This window comes from Deltaproteobacteria bacterium, assembly GCA_016210005.1.
GTDB lineage: Bacteria > Desulfobacterota > Binatia > HRBIN30 > JACQVA1 > JACQVA1.
The window spans coordinates 1-17561 of the sequence record JACQVA010000014.1 but is presented as its reverse complement, the minus strand read 5'-3'; the positions used below and the strand labels follow the sequence as shown (position 1 = coordinate 17561).

At 64.9% G+C, this 17561-nt stretch carries 11 protein-coding genes and 1 pseudogene; 10 read left to right on the top strand and 2 right to left on the bottom strand.

Annotation, left to right across the window (positions count from 1 at the left end; translation table 11 throughout):
• Positions 1–905 precede the first annotated feature (905 nt).
• From HY699_02825 to HY699_02815, 3 genes and pseudogenes are all read left to right on the top strand, one after another.
• A pseudogene (locus HY699_02825) lies at positions 906–1040 on the top strand (type III secretion system needle length determinant).
• A gap of 432 nt (positions 1041–1472) precedes the next feature.
• The gene (locus tag HY699_02820) at positions 1473–2999 is read left to right on the top strand and encodes a PD40 domain-containing protein (GenBank protein ID MBI4514732.1); all 1527 of its coding nucleotides are present in this window, start codon (positions 1473–1475) and stop codon (positions 2997–2999) included.
• A gap of 317 nt (positions 3000–3316) precedes the next feature.
• Complete coding sequence (locus tag HY699_02815) at positions 3317–6334, top strand: hypothetical protein (protein MBI4514731.1); 3018 nt, start codon at positions 3317–3319, stop codon at positions 6332–6334.
• Between the two features lie 353 nt (positions 6335–6687).
• Here HY699_02815 and HY699_02810 read toward each other — a convergent pair whose 3' ends face one another.
• Together HY699_02810 and HY699_02805 are read right to left on the bottom strand one after the other, a co-directional pair.
• On the bottom strand, positions 6688–7287 hold the full coding sequence (locus HY699_02810; protein ID MBI4514730.1) for a class I SAM-dependent methyltransferase: 600 nt from the start codon (positions 7285–7287) through the stop codon (positions 6688–6690).
• Positions 7288–7473: 186 nt separating this feature from the next.
• A complete protein-coding gene (locus tag HY699_02805; protein ID MBI4514729.1) occupies positions 7474–8622 on the bottom strand; it encodes an acyl-CoA dehydrogenase family protein in 1149 nt (382 codons plus the stop codon).
• An 894-nt stretch (positions 8623–9516) separates the two neighbouring features.
• Here HY699_02805 and HY699_02800 point away from each other — a divergent pair.
• The 7 genes from HY699_02800 to HY699_02770 form a co-directional block, all read left to right on the top strand.
• The gene (locus tag HY699_02800; GenBank protein MBI4514728.1) at positions 9517–10698 is read left to right on the top strand and encodes a hypothetical protein; all 1182 of its coding nucleotides are present in this window, start codon (positions 9517–9519) and stop codon (positions 10696–10698) included.
• Positions 10699–10816: 118 nt separating this feature from the next.
• Entirely contained in the window at positions 10817–13453 is a 2637-nt protein-coding gene (locus HY699_02795; protein ID MBI4514727.1) for a hypothetical protein, read from the top strand.
• A gap of 50 nt (positions 13454–13503) precedes the next feature.
• A complete protein-coding gene (locus HY699_02790) occupies positions 13504–13671 on the top strand; it encodes a hypothetical protein (protein ID MBI4514726.1) in 168 nt (55 codons plus the stop codon).
• An 88-nt stretch (positions 13672–13759) separates the two neighbouring features.
• Positions 13760–15988 carry a DNRLRE domain-containing protein gene (locus HY699_02785; protein MBI4514725.1) on the top strand — a complete coding sequence of 743 codons (2229 nt, stop codon included), beginning with the start codon at positions 13760–13762 and terminating at the stop codon, positions 15986–15988.
• A gap of 207 nt (positions 15989–16195) precedes the next feature.
• On the top strand, positions 16196–16453 hold the full coding sequence (locus HY699_02780) for a type II toxin-antitoxin system prevent-host-death family antitoxin (protein ID MBI4514724.1): 258 nt from the start codon (positions 16196–16198) through the stop codon (positions 16451–16453).
• Between the two features lie 67 nt (positions 16454–16520).
• Positions 16521–16817, top strand: coding sequence for a type II toxin-antitoxin system VapC family toxin (locus HY699_02775; protein ID MBI4514723.1), 297 nt, complete (start codon positions 16521–16523; stop codon positions 16815–16817).
• Positions 16818–17280: 463 nt separating this feature from the next.
• Positions 17281–17561 (top strand): hypothetical protein (locus tag HY699_02770; protein ID MBI4514722.1); only part of this gene is annotated, 281 nt, incomplete at its 3' end.

Below are 17561 nucleotides of genomic sequence, written 5' to 3'. Positions count from 1 at the left end.
GTCGTAGCGAGCCGGTGCCGTGGATTCCCGCTTTCGCGGGAATGACAGATTGCGTCCCTTTCGGCCATGGGCCTCGGCCTGACAGTACACAGTACTGTCAGACTGCTGAGGATTTGCCCGGTCGGCTGCACGTTACCCACAGATTTGTCGCACACCCCCCGTGCCCCGGCGGCGGCTGCCACCCTTGACCCAAGCCCTGAGGTAACATAAGCCCTTCGCCGCCAATGAACACCGTTCGCTGGCCTTGAACTCGCAATGAGCGGGGCCGGATGGTCCGGCGCCCGCGAATGGAAGTGAACCTGGAGGTCCATAGGGTAATGAAGGTACGCATTCTTGTAATGATGCTGCTGGCCGCCGCCCCGTTCGGGACGGCCTCGGCCAATTGCGGCGGTGACTGCGGAGACGACGGCGAGGTAACGGTGGACGAGCTGGTGCTCGGGGTCAACATCGCCCTCGGCACCACTCCGCTGAGTCAGTGCGCGTCGTTCGACACCAGCAACGACAACGAAGTGACCGTCGACGAGCTGGTCGGCGCGGTCAACAACGCGCTCAACGGCTGCCCGTATACCGGCCAGTTCTACGGCAGCGTCACGATGGACGCGGGTCAGAGCGGCAAAGTCAACCTGGCCGTGCAAGCCGACGGTTCAGCCACCGGCACGCTCAAGATTTCTGACGGCGGTAGCGCGACCTTCTTCGGCGACGGCGGCAGCGCCGGCCTGATCGCCACGGTGCTAGTCAGCGGCACGGTCGACTTGGATGCCGGCACGTTCTCCCTGACCGGAACCTACAACGACGTCGCAGTCACCATCAGCGGCACGCTGCCGAGCAGCTTGGGCGGCACCGGCAGCTTGACGGTGCAGATCGGTTCGGCGGTCTACAGCAGCACCATCACCACCGGTGACGGGTCGCCGACTCCGACACCGACGGCAACCCGCACCGCGACAGCGACGCCAACGCCGACGCTGCCGCTGCCGACGGCAACCAATACGCAGCCGCTGCCGACACCGACTCGCACCACACCGGCGGCGACCCCCACGCCCAACATCGTGCCGCCCGGGATTTACGCGTACATGATCGGCACTTGGAGCGGCCGCGCGATCAACGAGCCCACCCACGTCAACAAGGCGGCCCGCATCAAGGTCGAGGTGCGCGGCAATCAGGTGTACATCGTGGACCTCAATCACAACGTGTTCGCCAGCGGTGATATTCCGATGTCGGTCACCCCCGCAGCGCCGCAGGTGATCTACTCGAACCGGACTATTCCAGGGAACAAGCTCGAAAGCGTTCAGCTCACGCTGACGCCGGCCAACACTCTGGCGGGTATCTACTCCACCACCACCATGGCCTACCCGCCGACGCTTGACGCTGTAGCACTGGAGCTGAGCAAGGAGTAGCCGCGCCGGTTTGCCGGCGGACGACAGGCATCTCGGGGCGGCTGGCTCCGCCCCGGGGTGTGCTTGGAGGAGGATGTCATGACCAAACTCACGACCGCCTTCGCACTGCTGATCGCCGCGGCCATGTTCGCCGCCAGCGCCCATGCGGGTTGCGTCGGCGATTGCGGCGGCGATGGCGAGGTCACCGTTGACGAGCTGGTGCTGGGAGTGAACATCGCCCTCGGGACTACGCCGCTCAGCCAATGCGCGAGCTTCGACACCGGCAACGACGGCGAGGTCACCGTCGATGAGCTAGTCGCGGCAGTGAACGCGGCGCTTACCGGTTGCCCCTTCACCGGCCAGTTCTATGGTACGGTGGCGCTCAGCGGCAGCCAGGTCGGCAAGGTCAACCTGGTCGTTCAATCAGACGGACACGCCACCGGCACGCTGACGATCACCGACGGCGCCGGTGCCGCCGCTTGCGCCGACTCCGATGCCGCTGCGGCGGCGGTGATCGGAACCGTCTCCATCACCGGCAGTGTCAACTTGGACACCGGAGCCTTCTCGCTGACCGGGACCTACAACGACACCAGCGTCACCGTCAGCGGCACCTTGCCGGCGCTACCCGGAGGTAGCGGCACGCTTACGGTCGCAATCGGTACCGACGTCTACTCCGGCTCGATCACCACCGGTGATGGTTCGCCTACTCCTACCCCGACCTCGATCGCCACCAGCACCGCCACCGCTACCGGTGCGCCGCCAACCTCCACCCCCACACCGACGGCAACACCCTCGAGCGGTCCGCCGCCCAGCGGACAGCGCTTGGTACTATCGGCTCCACCCGCACCTGCCACCTTCAACGAGATCTTCGTCATGAACCTCGACGGCTCGGGCAAGCTGAACCTGACCAATAGCGCAGACAAGGCCGACTACACCCCCGCTTGGAACGCGGATGGGACGAAGATCGCCTGGGCCAGCGGTGCCTTGGTCGAGGGCGGCCTCTACTACCACATCTTCGTGATGAACGCGGACGGCTCGGGCAAGACGGACCTGATGCCGGCAAACCGCGGCGACGCCCGCCATCCCTCCTGGAGCCCCGATGGTACCAAGATCGTCTTCCAGGATCTCGGCCGGATCGCCGTAATCGACGCCGATGGCTCGGGTGAGCACACCATCATCTCGGAACACCGGGGCTTGGGCGCGCCGGACTGGAGCTCGGATGGCGGCAAGATCGCCTTCGTCGCCCGGCTGCACCTGCCGTCGGGTAACTCCGGCCATAACGATGACGACGAGATCTACGTGATGAACCCCGACGGTTCGAGCCCGACCCGGCTGACCAACAACACTTACCAGGACGAATTTCCGGCCTGGCGCCCGGACGGCAACAAGATCGCCTTCGGCCAGATCCGCCCGGGCGTAATCAGGGTCCATCTCATCAATCCCGACGGCTCGGGCGACAGCGAGATCAACCTCGGCTTCTTCGGCGGCTCGAACGTAGCCTGGAGTCAGGACGGCAGCCAGTTCGCCTACCACAACCTGTTGGGCCTGCACGTCGTCAACGCCGACGGCTCCGGCGACGTGACCGTGACCAACGACCTGTCGCTGACGGAGTTCGACCTCAAGTGAGCGAAGTACGTATGGCGGCGTGGTCTCCATAGGGGAGTCGAGCACAGCCCGTCGATGGCCGTTGCCGCCGTGTCCACCGGCGTCATCACGAGGCCGTCGATCACCGCCCAGTCCTGGCAGCTCCGCTTCACTTGCCGCTGCACCGTGACGAAGCCCGCGTTCTCGAAATCCGAGGGCGTGTCGCGCTTACTTTCCAGCCTCGCTTTGTGGTAAGAGCCCTGCCACCAATTTGGACTGATTGAATGTACGGGCACCGCACCGCGGCGGTTAGAAAACACCGGTTCACGGGCCGGGGCCTGCGAGTGGGAGAGGAAGATATGACGCGATGGCACGTGGCCGCAGTTCTGTTGGCGTTCGCAGTCGGGCGAGCCGCGCTCGCCGGTGAGCCCTACTTGGTCAAGGATATAAACGCCAAGGCCGCCGGCAGCGGCGCTTCCCGCCTGGCTGCGGTCGGCGGGACGCTATTCTTTGCGGGTAACGACGCCGTCACAACGGGTTTGTGGAAGAGCGACGGCACTGGTGCGGGCACGGCCTTGGTCAAGGCAGTCGCCTTGGCAGGGAGCGCTGGCCCGGTTGCAATCGACGTTGACGGGATCGGGTTCTTTGGCGCCGCCGGCGGCTTGTGGAAGACCGATGGCAGCGCGGCCGGGACGGTTCTGGTCAAGGCCCTGCCCGGGGCGCTCAGCTGGATGACCAACGTCAACGGCACCCTGTTCTTCGTCACTGACGACGGTGTCAGCGGTGACGAGCTGTGGAAAAGCGACGGCACCGATGCCGGTACCGCGATGGTCAAGGACATCGCCCCGGGCGCGGGCAGCTCGCGCCCGCAAGAACTGGTCGACGTCAACGGGACATTATTCTTCACAACCGCGGAGCCGGGCGGTGGCAGCACAATCAGAAAGAGCGACGGCACCGATGCCGGCACCGTGTTGGTGAAGAGCCTTCCTGCAAACGCCCTGTCGGTGCGACCCGCGGTCTTGACCAACTTCAACGGCAAGCTGCTCTTTGTCTACCTGGCGGCACAAGGCTTCGATCTGTGGAGCAGCGACGGCACCGATGCCGGCACCGTGTCCATCGGGAGCTATGGGGTGTTTCCGACCCAGCCCTCGGATATCGTCGTGCTCGGTGATGTGGCCTATCAGTTGGCGACCATTCCGCCCGAGGGGTTCGGGCTCGGTACGACCGCGATGTTCAAGACCGACGGCACGCCTGCCGGCACCGCTGCGGTGGCGACCTTCGCCCAGAATCCGGCTGCCGAACTGGTCAAGGCCGGCACAACGCTGTTCTTCATTACCGGTGACGCAGCCACCGGGGTCGAGGTGTGGAAGAGCGACGGCACCGCCGCGGGCACCATGCTGCTCAAAGACGTTCGCCCGGGAAGCGCGGGCTCGGACGCCGGCTCGCTCACCGACGTGAACGGCATCCTGTTTTTTAGAGCGGACGACGGTGCCAACGGGCCAGAGCTGTGGCAGAGCGACGGGACGGCGGCCGGTACCGTGCTGGTCAAAGACATCGCGCCCGGTGCGGCGCACAGCGGCCCGCGGGAACTCACCAACGTCGCCGGGCAGCTATTCTTTCGCGCCGCCGACGGCGTTCACGCCGACGAACTGTGGCAGAGCGACGGCACCGCGGCCGGAACCGTGCTGGTAAAGGACATCTTTCCCGGCACCGCCGACAGCGGCCCCGATGCCCTGACCAACTTCAACGGAACGTTGGTCTTCGATGCCGACGACGACGTGATCCAATACGAGCTGTGGCGCAGTGACGGCACAACGGCCGGGACGATGCCGATCAAGGACATCGAACCGGTGCAGAACGTCTCCCCACCGAGTGGGTTGACCGTGCTCGATGGCCAGCTGTTGTTCGCTGCGTTCAATAGCGCAACCGGCCGCGAGTTGTGGAAGAGCGACGGCACCGCAGCCGGCACCATGCTGTTGCGAGACCTCCGTTCCGGCAGCGGCGACTCGAATCCGCGCGCCCTGACCGTCGCGGGCGATACCCTGTTCTTCTACGCCTTCGGCGACATCACCGCCGGCTCCGAGCTGTGGAAGAGCGACGGGACGCCGGAAGGGACCGTTCTAGTAAAGGATATCAACCCCAAGCCCGGCAGCGGCAGCAATGACAACGGGTCCTTTCCGCCCACCCTCGCGGCCGTCGCCAACCTGCTCTTCTTCAGCGCCGATGACGGCAGCACCGGCATCGAGTTGTGGAAGAGCGACGGCACCGCAGCCGGGACGGTGCTGGTGAAGGACCTCGCGCCGGGCGTGTCGTACTCGATCCCGAAGAACTTCGTTTCCATCGGCACCACGCTGTTCTTCACCAGCGAAGCCAACATCTCTCACTACGGCACCGACCTGTGGAAGAGCGATGGCACCGAGGCGGGCACGGTGCTGGTCAAGAACATTCGCCCCGGCGGCAGCGGCGGACAAGTCGGCAACCTCATCAACCTCAACGGCACGCTACTGTTCAGCGCCAACGACGGCGTCTTCGGCAATGAGCTCTGGCGCAGCGACGGCAGCGAAGCGGGCACGATGATGGTCAAGGATATATTGCCCGGCGGCAGCGGATCGAATCCGGTTGTGCGTGGCGTGGCCAACGGTGTGCTCTTCTTCTCCGCATCCGACGGCACCTCGGGGACAGAGCTGTGGAAGAGCGATGGCAGCGAGGCCGGTACGGTGATGGTCAAGGACATCAATCCCGGCAGCGCCAACTCCTTTCCCTCGGGTTTCGCCGCCATCAACGGCGTGGCCTACTTCAGCGCCGACGGCGGCAGCGGACAGACGCTCTGGCGCAGCGACGGCAGCGCGGCCGGCACGCGGCGAGTCAGTAGTTCGTTTGCCGCGCCGGCCTCGGGCTTGGCACCCGTCGGCGACCTGCTCTTCTTCGTCAGTAGGAGCGCGCGGTTTGGCCAGGAGCTGTGGGCGTTCGATGTTACCGGCGACGAAGAACCCACTCCCAGCCCGACGCCCAGCGCCAGCAGAACACCGACCGCGGTGCCGACCGCGACTGCGACAGCGAGCCCGCCGCCGAGCCCGTCGACGACCGGAGCATCGAGCACGGCGACGCCGACGGGAGCAACCGCCACGTCCACGCCCACGGTCACTGCCGGTGGTCCGTCACCGACCAGCACCGGCACTCCGGCGGGGCTCTGTGTCGGCGACTGCGGCCATGACGGCACGGTCACGGTCGACGAGCTGGTCACCGGGGTCAACATCGCCCTCGGCAATCTCGATGTCGGCGCTTGCCGGGAGTTCGACCGTGACAGCAGCGAAACGGTCACGGTCGACGAACTGGTCGCGGGCGTGAACAACGCGTTGAACGGCTGCGCATCCTGACCAAGCAGGTGACCGACGACGGTTGCCGGCGGGTGTGCGACAAATCTGTGGGTAACGTGCAGCCGACCGGGCAAATCCTCACCAGTCTGACAGTACTGTGTACTGTCAGGCCGAGGCCCATGGCCGAAAGGGACGCAATCTGTCATTCCAGCGAAAGCGGGAATCCACGGCACCGGCTCCCTACGACCCGCCACACGCCAAACTGGATTCCCGCTTTCGCGGGAATGACGGCCATAACACCGAACCACGTTACCCACAAATTTGTCGCGCACCCGTTGCCGGCTCAGGCTCCCGCTGCTGAACCGCATGGGCCGCGCTTGCGGTTTCGTGTCGCCGTGCTGGAGATCGGTGGGCTACGGCTTACGGCCGATCACCACAAACTCGTTGTGAGTAAACACCCGGCCGGCGACCCGTGGCAAGGGGAAGGAGTAGGCACGCTGCGCCGTCACGCCGTTGCTTTCGAGGATGTGCAGAAGTTTGGGAGCATCCATAAACTCAACGTGGGTCGGATCGCTGCGAAACCCGGCTTCTTGCGGTGCGATCAGCACGACGGTGCCGCCGTTGCGAACGAAGCCGAGGTGCTCTCCGACCAGGGCCACGGCCTCAGCCAGCGACATGTGCTCGACCACGTGAGCCAGCAGCAGCGAGTCGAAGCGCCCCGGCCGGGCATAGTCGGAGGTTCTGAACTCTTCGGGAAGCATGACCGTGCAGCCACGCCGGCGGGCGATCTCGACTGCCCGCGGGTTGTGCTCGACGCCGACACCGTGGCGTTCGAGATGCAGCAGGTTGCGCCCGAGGCCGCAGCCGACTTCGAGGGTGAAGCCGAGGGCGAGCCGGCGCAGGTGCCGGCGATACGGCCGCTGCACGTCGAGCCAGCGCTTCCAGCCGGCGCCGCCGAGCGTCTCGAGACGCTCGGCGTACGCCTCACTCCGAGTCAGCGGCGGCGGCTTCATGGCGCTATTCTACGGCGAAACCCCAGCGCCCGCCACGGCCGTGGCCTGAGACAATGCGGCTGGCGTGGCCGGCCCAATAGCGGTCCTTCAAGAGGCGTTTGTAGAGCTTGCCCGTCGCATGGCGTGGCAGCTCGGCCTCGAAGTCGACCGAGCGCGTTGCACTCCTCTGTGTTCTCGTGCGCCGTCTCACGCCAAGCCCAGGCGGCGGGCGATGATCACTTTCATGATCTCGTTGGTGCCGGCGTAGATGCTCTGCACCGCGGCATCGGCGTAGTCGGTCGAGATCGGATACTCGTGCATGAAGCCGTAGCCGCCGTGGAGTTGCAGGCACTCGATGCTGAGCCGCTTCTGCAAGTCGGTGGTCCACCACTTCGCCATGCTGACTTCGGTCACGATCTCGTCGCCGCGCACGTGCGCGGCCAGCAACTTGTCGACGAAGGCTTGGCCGACCTCGGTCTCGGTGGCCAGCTCGGCGAGCTTGAACTGGGTATTTTGGAAAGCGGCGATCGGCTGCCCGAAGGCGTGGCGTTGGCGCACGTACTCGATGGTGTCGTGCAATGAGCGCCGGCAAGAGGCCATCGAGCTGACGGCGATGCACAGGCGTTCTTGTTGCAGCTTCTCCATCAGCATCTTGAAGCCTTGCCCTTCTTCGCCGAGCCGATTGGCGACCGGCACGACGCAGTCCTCGAAGGCCAGCTCACTGGTGTCCTGCCCGCGCAGTCCGAGCTTATCGAGCTTGCGCCCGCGCACAAAGCCGGGGCTGTCGGCTTCGACCAGCAACAGGCTGACGCCTTTGTGCGGCGGGTTGGCGTTGGGATCGGTCTTGGCGACGACGATGAACAGATCGGCGATCTGGCCGTTGGAGATGAAGGTCTTGGAACCGTTGAGCACGTAGTGATCGCCCTGGCGAATCGCTTTGGTTTGCACGTTGGCGAGGTCGGAGCCGGTGCCCGGCTCGGTCATGGCGATACCGAGGATCAGCTCGCCGCTGATGGCGCCGGGCAGGTACTTGCGCTTCTGCTCGTTGGAGCCGTAGGTCGTGATGTACGGCATGCAGATATCTGAGTGCAGGGAGATCATCATGCCGTGAGCGCGCAGCCACGCCATCTCCTCCATGATGATGGCGTCGTAGAGAAAGTCCGCGCCGGCGCCGCCGTACTCGGCTGGGGCGTTAGCGCCCAAGAAGCCCTCGGCGCCGGCGCGCCGCCAGCTCTCGCGGTCGCTCATGCCGCGGGCGCTCCAGTCGTCGATCTTAGGAGCGATTTCCTTCGCGGCGAAGCGGCGGAACTGCTCGCGAAAGAGATCGTGCTCGGGGGTGAAGATATCACGTCGCATTACGGTTCTCCTGGGCCGGCGCGCCGGCGTTGCTTGCGGGGGCACGCCGCGGCGGGCTGAATGCGTACTGGTTCCGCGCCGTTGGTTCAAGGGGGCGCACGGATCGGACAGGCTTTGCGGCTGAATCACCAGACCTCTCGGCCACCCGCGCTTCCGGAATACAGGTGCGCCCCGCACAACACCAAGACGCGTGCAGCAGAAGCGAAAGCCCGGCACTGTTGTTCCCCTAGGCCTTCTCCAGCAACGGCGCCAGCAGGTATAGCTGGAAGTCACCGCCGGCCTGGTTCACGCGGGGGTGCGCGACAAATTCGTGGGTAACGTGGTTCGGTGTTATGGCCGTCATTCCCGCGAAAGCGGGAATCCAGTTTGGCGTTTGGCGGGTCGTAGCGAGCCGGTGCCGTGGATTCCCGCCTTCGCAGGAATGACGGAGGGAAATCTGCTTGACTCCGCCAAGACCTCCGGCCACAGTAGCTCAGTGCACGATGCTTACCCCGACCGAGCGCCTCTTTGCCCTGCAGGGCTCCGGCTCTGGAGCAGCCAGTTCTTCTTGCAGCTGATCGAGCAACTCGAGGCCTATCTCCCGGAGAGCTGATCCGCTCCTCCCGCCGGCCTCGCGGCGCCGTGGTGGGGTGCGGCCCGGTGCGGGCCGTGTCTGGAATTCCAGACTTTCCGTCTGAATTACCAGACTTTTCGGCCACCCGCGCGCCCGACTTTCTCCCAGGGAGCTTTCATAGAGCTTGGCCCAATCCCTGGCACTCTTGTTGCCTTACAGATTTCACAGCGAGGGATCATGGCGGCGGCACGATGCAATCTAACAACGGGTTACCAGCCGGTGGGCCCGCAAGAGTCAACCTCCAGGCCCGAGCCTTCGGTATCCGCGGGGACGTGACAGCGATGGCAACAACGGCAATAGCAGATCAGCTTTGGGAACCCGGATCGGAGGAAATCGACCTCCTCACGGCGCTCTACGACGCCGCCGCTGGCGCCGAGCATTGGGGCGAATTTCTCCGCCTGCTGTCCGCCGCGGCGGCGCAGGCGGCTGTGATTCTCGCACTGCGGGCAGCGGGGTGCGGTGATCCCGGCACCGTGCTCTACGCCGGTGTCGATGCCGAGTTCCAACGCAGCTACCGCGAGAGCCAGTGGGCGAGGAACTCGCTGCTCGCGGACGCGAGCGAGCTGGCGCCGGGAGCGGTGCGTTTCAGCCGAGCCGGCATGCCCGGGGAGGGGACGCTTCAGGCGGACTTCGAGGCACGTTGGCTGCGGTCGCAGCAGCTGTGCGCCCCGGCGATCACTGCGCTGATCGCGCGGGACGACGACGGGGTTACCTCGATGTTGCATCTGTTCAGCCGCTGCGGGGGCGGCAGGCTCGGAGACGACCACGCCGCCGCGATTTGCCGCCTCATGCCCCACCTCCAACGCGCGGTGCTGATCGCCAACCAGCTCGCCGATCTGCGCCGCGAGCGCGACGCCTTGCAGCAGGCGCTCGAGCGCTGTCCGGCCGGCATCATCATCGCCGACGGCGCCTGTCGTCCGATCGTGATGACAGGCAGGGGGCGCACGCTGTTGCGCGCTTGTACGGACGAGAGCGCCGTGTGCGACGCCGAGGGTATCGCGCGCCTGCTGCGCGCTGCGCGCAAGCGACGGGGGGCGAAGAACGCGGGCCAAGTGGCGATGCAAGTCTCGCCTCCGCACAGCGCGGCGCCGCTCGAAGTGCTGGTGGAGACCTTGGCCGACAACAGCAGCTCGCCTACCACCCGCGACCCGGCGACCATGCTTTTCATCCACGACGCCCAGGGGCACGAACCGTTGGCAGCCGGCGCCCTGCAACAGCTCTGGGGCCTCACCCCCGCCGAGGCACGGCTGGCGGCGCTGCTCGCCCTGGGGCAGTCGTTGCCCGAGGCCGCCGCGCAGCTCGCCGTGTCGGTGCACACCGTGCGCCGCCAGCTCAAAGACATTTTCGGCAAGACCGGCACCCGCCGCCAAGCCACCCTCATACGCCTGCTGGCCCGCTGCCGGGGCGCGAGAATTTTGTGCGACGTACCCCATTTGGGTCATGACGGACGGGGGCCGCCGTGAGATGAGGGCACGCAGGCTGTGGATTCCGGCTGCTCGGCGTGCGCGTAGCGAAGAGCTTGCGGAGACCCGTGGCGAGAGCCGCGAACTGAGAACCTTGGACCAGAAAAGGAGAAAGCAGATGGCTAATCGAGTGAGTAGTAAACACCTTATCAAAGGGATTCAAAAGACCGCGCCCCGGCAACTTCGAGGGCACGCTGTGGCACTGCTTGTGGCGATGGGGCTCGCCGTCCCCGGCGGCGCCCGCGCCGCCACGCCTTACGCGTCCACCTTGAACGACCTCTGCCCCGGCACCCCAAATCCCTGTGTCGTCACCGGCAAGTTCTTGGTGAGCGACGCGACCACGTTCAACCTGGGCGGGCGGGCGTTGCAGCTATCCTCCACTGCAGCGCTGACCGCCGATAACGGGGCATCGTTCTCGATCACGAACGCCGGAGCGGTGACGCTCTACCAGGGTTCCGCTCTCACGGCCCCGGGGAAGGGCACAGATGCCGGCAGCATCACGATCGAGAGCACAGGCGCGTGCTCGTTGAGCGGGAAGATCCAAGCCAATGCCACTATCGATTATATCTTGGGAGGAGGCGACGGGGGCGGCGTAACGGTTGACTGTGACCTCGGCATCAGCCTGAGCGCGTCGAGCATCATTGAAGCCAACGGCGCGGACGGTCCAGGAGGAGTAGTTGATCTGTACGCGCGCAACCTTCTGTCTCTAACGGCTGACATCACTGCGGCGAAGGGCGCCAAGATCAGAGCGGAAGGCGCTTCGGGCCAAACGGGCGGGTACGTTCATATCCGGACCGATCACACCTGCACCTTGGCAGCCAATATCGAGGCCGACGGCAAGGTGCGCAACGACCCCATTTATGGGCCCAGCGGCGGTGATGGCGGCATGGTCATCATCGACTGCGAACAAATGGTTGATCTGAGAGACGGAGCCACGGTTATCGCCGGCAGCGGAAAGACCGCGCAATACGGCCAAGTCAAAATCTATGCTATTCGCGGCACCGTTGACACGGCTTCGACGGGTACCGTGAAGATTCAAGTCGACGGCTACCAGGGGGCCTTGGTGGACCCCGCCATCTTGATCCGCGGCGAGGATAATATCACGCTTCGCAAAGGAACGGTGGTCACCGGCATCGCCAAGGGCCATCCGGGGGCGCCCATGATAGTCACATCCGACTTGGGGAGTTGCATCATCAACGGCAAGATCATTGCCAATGGGGAGAAAGATTCCTCGACTGGCCTGGGCGGTCAGGGCGGTACGGTGGATGTCCTCTGCGAAGGCATTGACCTTGGCGAGTCCAGCGTGGTCGAAGCCAAGGGAGCGGCGAACCCCGCAGCGAGTGGACGCGGCGGTACGATCACACTCGACGCGACGACGGCGTGGATCTACGACTACTCCACGGTCAGAAACCCGTTCGCCGCGGCCAAGGGAGCGAAGATCAACGTTCAGTCCAAGGGCGACGGTGGAGGCGAAGTAGAGATCGTTAGCGATGCCGACTGCACCCTGGGCGCCGCCATCAGCGCCGACAGCAGCAAGGTCACCGACCTAGCAACGGGCGACGTTTACGGCGGGGCGGGAGGCCAAGTCGAACTCGACTGCGCCGGCGATATCATCCTGTCCAAGGACGCCAAGATCGTTGCGGGTAGCGACAAGACCAACTTGGCAGGAAGCGTTAGCATCAACGCTTACGGATGGTGCTCCATCAACACCGATGAGAAGTGTTTGGGAGACAATTACTGCCCGGACTTCGGTACGGGAGAAGTCTGCGTTCCTTCCGGACACTGCACGGTGAGCCAGGGCACCTCGTGCACCAGCGACGCCGGGTGCCCCGCTGGCGAGATATGCGTTCAGGTGCAGCTCGATCAGAACACGATACAGAACGACGGGATAGAAGGTGACCTTGCCGTAATGACAGCCGGGCCGCTGGAGATCGGCGGAAAGCTGCAGTCCCGCAGCATATATGAGATCTCTGGCGCCATCGGCATCGATGTCCATTCCGGGGGGTTTGTTTTGGGAAGCAAAGGGCTTCTGGAATCGAACACGGCAGGTTACCAGGCGGGGAGGGTAGAGATATTGGTGCGTTCAGGGCCCTGCGACATCAGCGGGGACATCAACGCCAAGGGGTCGCTCAACAAGGGCGAGCGAGGAGTAGGTGGATCGGTTGAAGTGACGTGCGAGACTAACTTCAACGTCAACAAGACGGCCGTCATTGACGCCTCTGGCTCGGGCAGCGACAGCGACGGGGGCGGGATTGAACTGATTTCACCTTACAGCGGGGTGACGCTCGCAGGCAAGCTGCTGGCAAACGGAGTCAGGGGAGGCGGAGCGATCTACGTGACCGCAATCGGCATCATCACCACCGTCGATAGCTCGGTCTCGGCAAATGGGAATTCTGCGGGCGAGGTGACGCTCAGATCAGGGACGCCTTTAGGTGCAACGCTTGGGTCCGTACTGATCCAAAAGAGCGTCAGCGCCAAAGGCTCGGGCACAAGCAGCACAGGGGGTCAAGTCAACATCGAGGCGTGCAACGTCACCGTTGATACCAAGGGCACAGTGTCTACGGACGGCACGACGGGCGGCGGCAACAGCCTGACGGCACACAAGAAGCTTACAATCAACGGCAAGCTGTCAGCCAAGGCGTCCGGTGTGAACACCCTCGTGTATCGCGACGAGTACTCGATTCCGTATCCCGGATACATCATCCCGGCGAGCCCGCCGACGCAGAATCTTTCCTTGAGCTCATGTCCGTGGTGACGGCAGCTCAATCCGAGCGGTGAGCGGCAGGGCACCTGAAGATAGAACCAATGGCAATGCTTCACACGCAGTCCTGCCAGCTCCACCGCGGCGCGCAGCAACGCGCGCAGCTGGACGAAATCGGCGCGCTGAAGGCGCGGCTGGCAGCCGTGGAAGCCGTGCTGCCGGCGGCCGACGCCGTCAGGCCCATCCGCGCCGCGGCGGCGCAGGGGTACTGATGACCGAACGGCTAACCAGTAACACGAGTGGGCGAGGTTTGATCAACCCGTGGGCGAAGGCTCACGGAACCGAAAGGGGACGACGAAGATGAAGCGACTGATTCAGAGACTGGAAACCCGGGTGGCGGCGGCGGCGCTGGTGGGAATGCTGGCGCTGCCCGGCGGTGCCCGGGCGCTGACCGCCCCGGCGGCGGGAGATGCGTTCACGGTGTCGACCATGCCGACTACAAACAAGGGCACGGCGACATCCTTGGAGGTGGCGTCAACCGTCACCACGACCAAAATTGCTTACATGCAATTCGACCTGTCGACGTTGCCCAGCCCTTGCAGCGGCCTCGTCAACCAGGCGAAGCTGAGGCTGTTCCTGAAGACGGTGCTGCCCACTGCCACCGGGGGCGACTTCGACGTGTACCGAGTGACGTCGGCGTGGGCGGAGTCCACCATCAAGGCCAGTGTGGTGCCGACGCTGGCCGTGTCGCCGGATATCTCCACTGTCCACGTGGGCGTCGGGAACAAGACCGACTTCCTGGTGCTCGATGTGACCGGCGCGGTGCAGGATTGGTGCGACACGCCGGCGAGCAACTACGGCCTAGCGCTGGTGGCGCAGTCGGGGCTCACCGCAACCTTCGACAGCAAAGAGAGCACCTCGACCAGTCAAGCGCCGCAGTTGGAGGTGGTCCTGAGCTCCGCCGGGCCCGGCACGATTCAGAATACCGACATCAATTTCGAGAGCGGTGTCAACAATATCGCGGTGGGGCCTGGCACGCTCTCCTCAAACACCACTGGCGCTAACAACATGGCCGTGGGTGATCAGGCGCTGAATAGGAACACCACCGGCAATTACAACACGGGGGCTGGCAACAGCGCGCTCTACTACCACCAGACCGGCGATTCAAACACGGCAGTCGGGCACAGCACACTGGCGAGCAACGTGTCGGGCTCTCGTAACACGGCGCTAGGTGCCTGGGCGCTCTTCTCGAACCCCACGGCAAGTGACAATACCGCCATCGGCTACAGTGCCCTGCGGCAAAGCAACGGCGCCTCGACGATCAACACCGCGGTGGGCAGCGAGGCGCTACGATACACCACCAGCGGCGACGGGAACACGGCGCTGGGGGCCTTTGCCCTCAAAGCGAACACCGACGGAGGGAGTAACACGGCGGTGGGCAACGAGGCGCTAAAAGCCAACACCAGCGGCGGTAGCAACACGGCGGTAGGGGACGGAGCGCTCTTTGCGAATACCGCCGACACCAACACGGCGCTGGGGGCTTGGGGGCTTCGCAATAACACGACCGGCTTTGGCAACACCGCGGTTGGCAGCAGCGCGCTTTGGCAGAACACCACCGGCGACCTCAACACGGCGGTGGGCAGCAACGCGCTCCAGGGCAACACGACGGGACAGAGCAACACGGCCCTCGGCTACGATGCGCTCCTAAACGCCGGAGGCGACAACAACACAGCGGTGGGTGTTGCGGCGCTAGCCTACAGCGACGGTAGCTCCAATACGGGAGTAGGCAGGTTTGCGCTCCGTTCCTCCACCGCAGGCTATGAGAACACCGCCCTCGGCCACGAGGCGCTGGATGACGTAACCACGGGATACGCAAACCTCGCCCTTGGGCGCACCTCCGGCAACGGACTGGTGAGCGGATCGAACAACATCTACATCGACGCCGGCGCCGGGAGCGCGTCGGAGTCCAACACCATCCGCATCGGCAGCAGCGGGCACACCGCCACGTACATCGGCGGCATCTACAGCCCCACGGTGAGTACCCGCGCCGTCTACGTGAACAGCTTGGGCCAACTCGGCACCATCTCGTCCTCGCAGCGGTTTAAGACCGACATTCGCTCCATCGGCGGTGTGGGCAGCAAGGTGCTGCAACTGCGGCCGGTCAGCTTTCACTACAAGAAAGAGTACACCGGCGACCAGAGCCTGCAGTACGGCCTGATCGCCGAGGAAGTCGCCCGGGTGTTTCCGGAACTGGCCGATCTCGATAGCGACGGCAAGCCCGTCACCGTCCGCTATCACCTCCTCAGCGTGCTCCTGCTTAACGAGCTGCAGAAGCAGCATCACACCCAGGAGGCGCTGCTGGTGGAGGTGGCGCAGCAGCAGCAAACTCTCGATCGGCAGCTGCAGTACATCGCCGAGCTGCGCCAGCAAAACGACGACCTGCGCAGCGTCCGGGCTGAGAACGCGCAGCTTCGAGCGCAGCTGGACGAAATCGGCGCGCTGAAGGCGCGGCTGGCGGCGGTGGAAGCCGTGCTGCCGGCGGCCGACGCCGTCAAGCCCATCCGCGCCGCGGCGGCGCAGGGGTACTGATTTTCCACACGCCGTTGCGCTCTACCCCCGAAGGCCAGCGAGCAGCGCCGCTCGCTGCGCCTTCGGGTGCGTGGTAGCGGTTTTCGGCGTTGTCATTTCCGCTATCCATCGAGCCTGCCCTGCCCTGGATGTCGAGGCCGCGGCAAGTTGACCGCTCGCCGGGTGGCTGCGTATAGTGGTCACCATCATGGTCATGAGGGATTCTCGATGCCCCGGATGATGACCGCCGCAGCGTTCAAGGCGCACTGCCTCCAGGCGATGGAAGAGGTCGCCGCGACCGGCGACCCTATCGTTGTTACCAAGCGCGGAAAGCCGATGGCGCAGTTGGTCGCCATTGGCAAGAAACCGAAGACGCTGCGCGGCTTCCTGAAAGGCCGCGTCCGGGCGCGACGGGACATCGTGGGGCCTCTCGGCATCTCTTGGAACGCCGCGCGCTCATTATCCTTCTCGACACGCACGTTCTGATCTGGTTTGCAGAAGACAACCCGCACCTGGGACGGCGGGCAACGCGGCTCGCGGACGCCGCCCTCAGTTGGTGGTGTCGGCGATTTCATTCTGGGAAGCGGCGATGCTCGCCGGAAAACGACGCCTGCAGCTCGATCTTTCGCTGACGGCGATGCGCCGCGCTGTGATCGAGCAAGGCATTCGTGAGATCGTGATCAGTGGAGCCATCGGCATTGCCGCCGCGCAATTGCCTGACTTTCACGGTGATCCAGCTGATCGGCTGATCGTTGCCACCGCGCTCTCCTTGGACGCGACGCTGCTTACCGCGGACGAATCGATCCTCGGCCGGACCGGTCCACTCCACAGCCGCGACGCGCGCCGCTGACGCGGGCTTCGAGTTGGAGCGTCCGAAGCGCGATTTCCGCACCCGAATCGCGGCCGTAAGGCGCGCCGGGAACGCGCAGAGCGCCGCAGTCACCGCTCGCCTCGATGCGCCGATGCCCGGCCCGCCGCCAGTGCTCGGTGCTGACTCCTGCGACGAACTCGCTGCCTCCGAGGGCTGGAGCATTGCTCCACCCCGGCAGTGTTTCACAGGCTGTGAGGCTGTCGTGAAAGGAGAGTAGCACATGAAAGCATTGCTGAAGACGGCGATAATTCGCGCTAGCGTAATGGACTTGCTGGTCTCACCGGCCGGCGCCGGGTGGCCGGGGACAGCTACGTGACCTGCCCGACGTACTCGCTGAAGGTGGGCGCGCTGTGCATGGACAAGTACCAGGCCAGCGTGTCGATCGTTCGCTACCTCAGCCCGTGTTCTGGCCTTCTGAGCGCCGGCCGGGTAGGCTCAACGTATGCCCTCGCAGCTGCACGAAGCGTTGCTCCTGCTGTTCCGCAATCGTCCGGAGCTGGCGCCCGAACTGCTACGCGATGCGTTGCACGTCGCACCGCCGGTCTATAGCGAGGCGCGCATCGAGCCGGCCGAACTAACGGACGTCCAACCCGCCGAGTACCGGGCCGACTTGGTGGTGCTGCTCTACGAGGGGACGCCGGTGCTGGGGATCGTCGTCGAGGTGCAGCTGCGCCCGGATGCGGACAAGTGCTACTCGTGGCCGGTGTATGCGGCGGGTTTGCG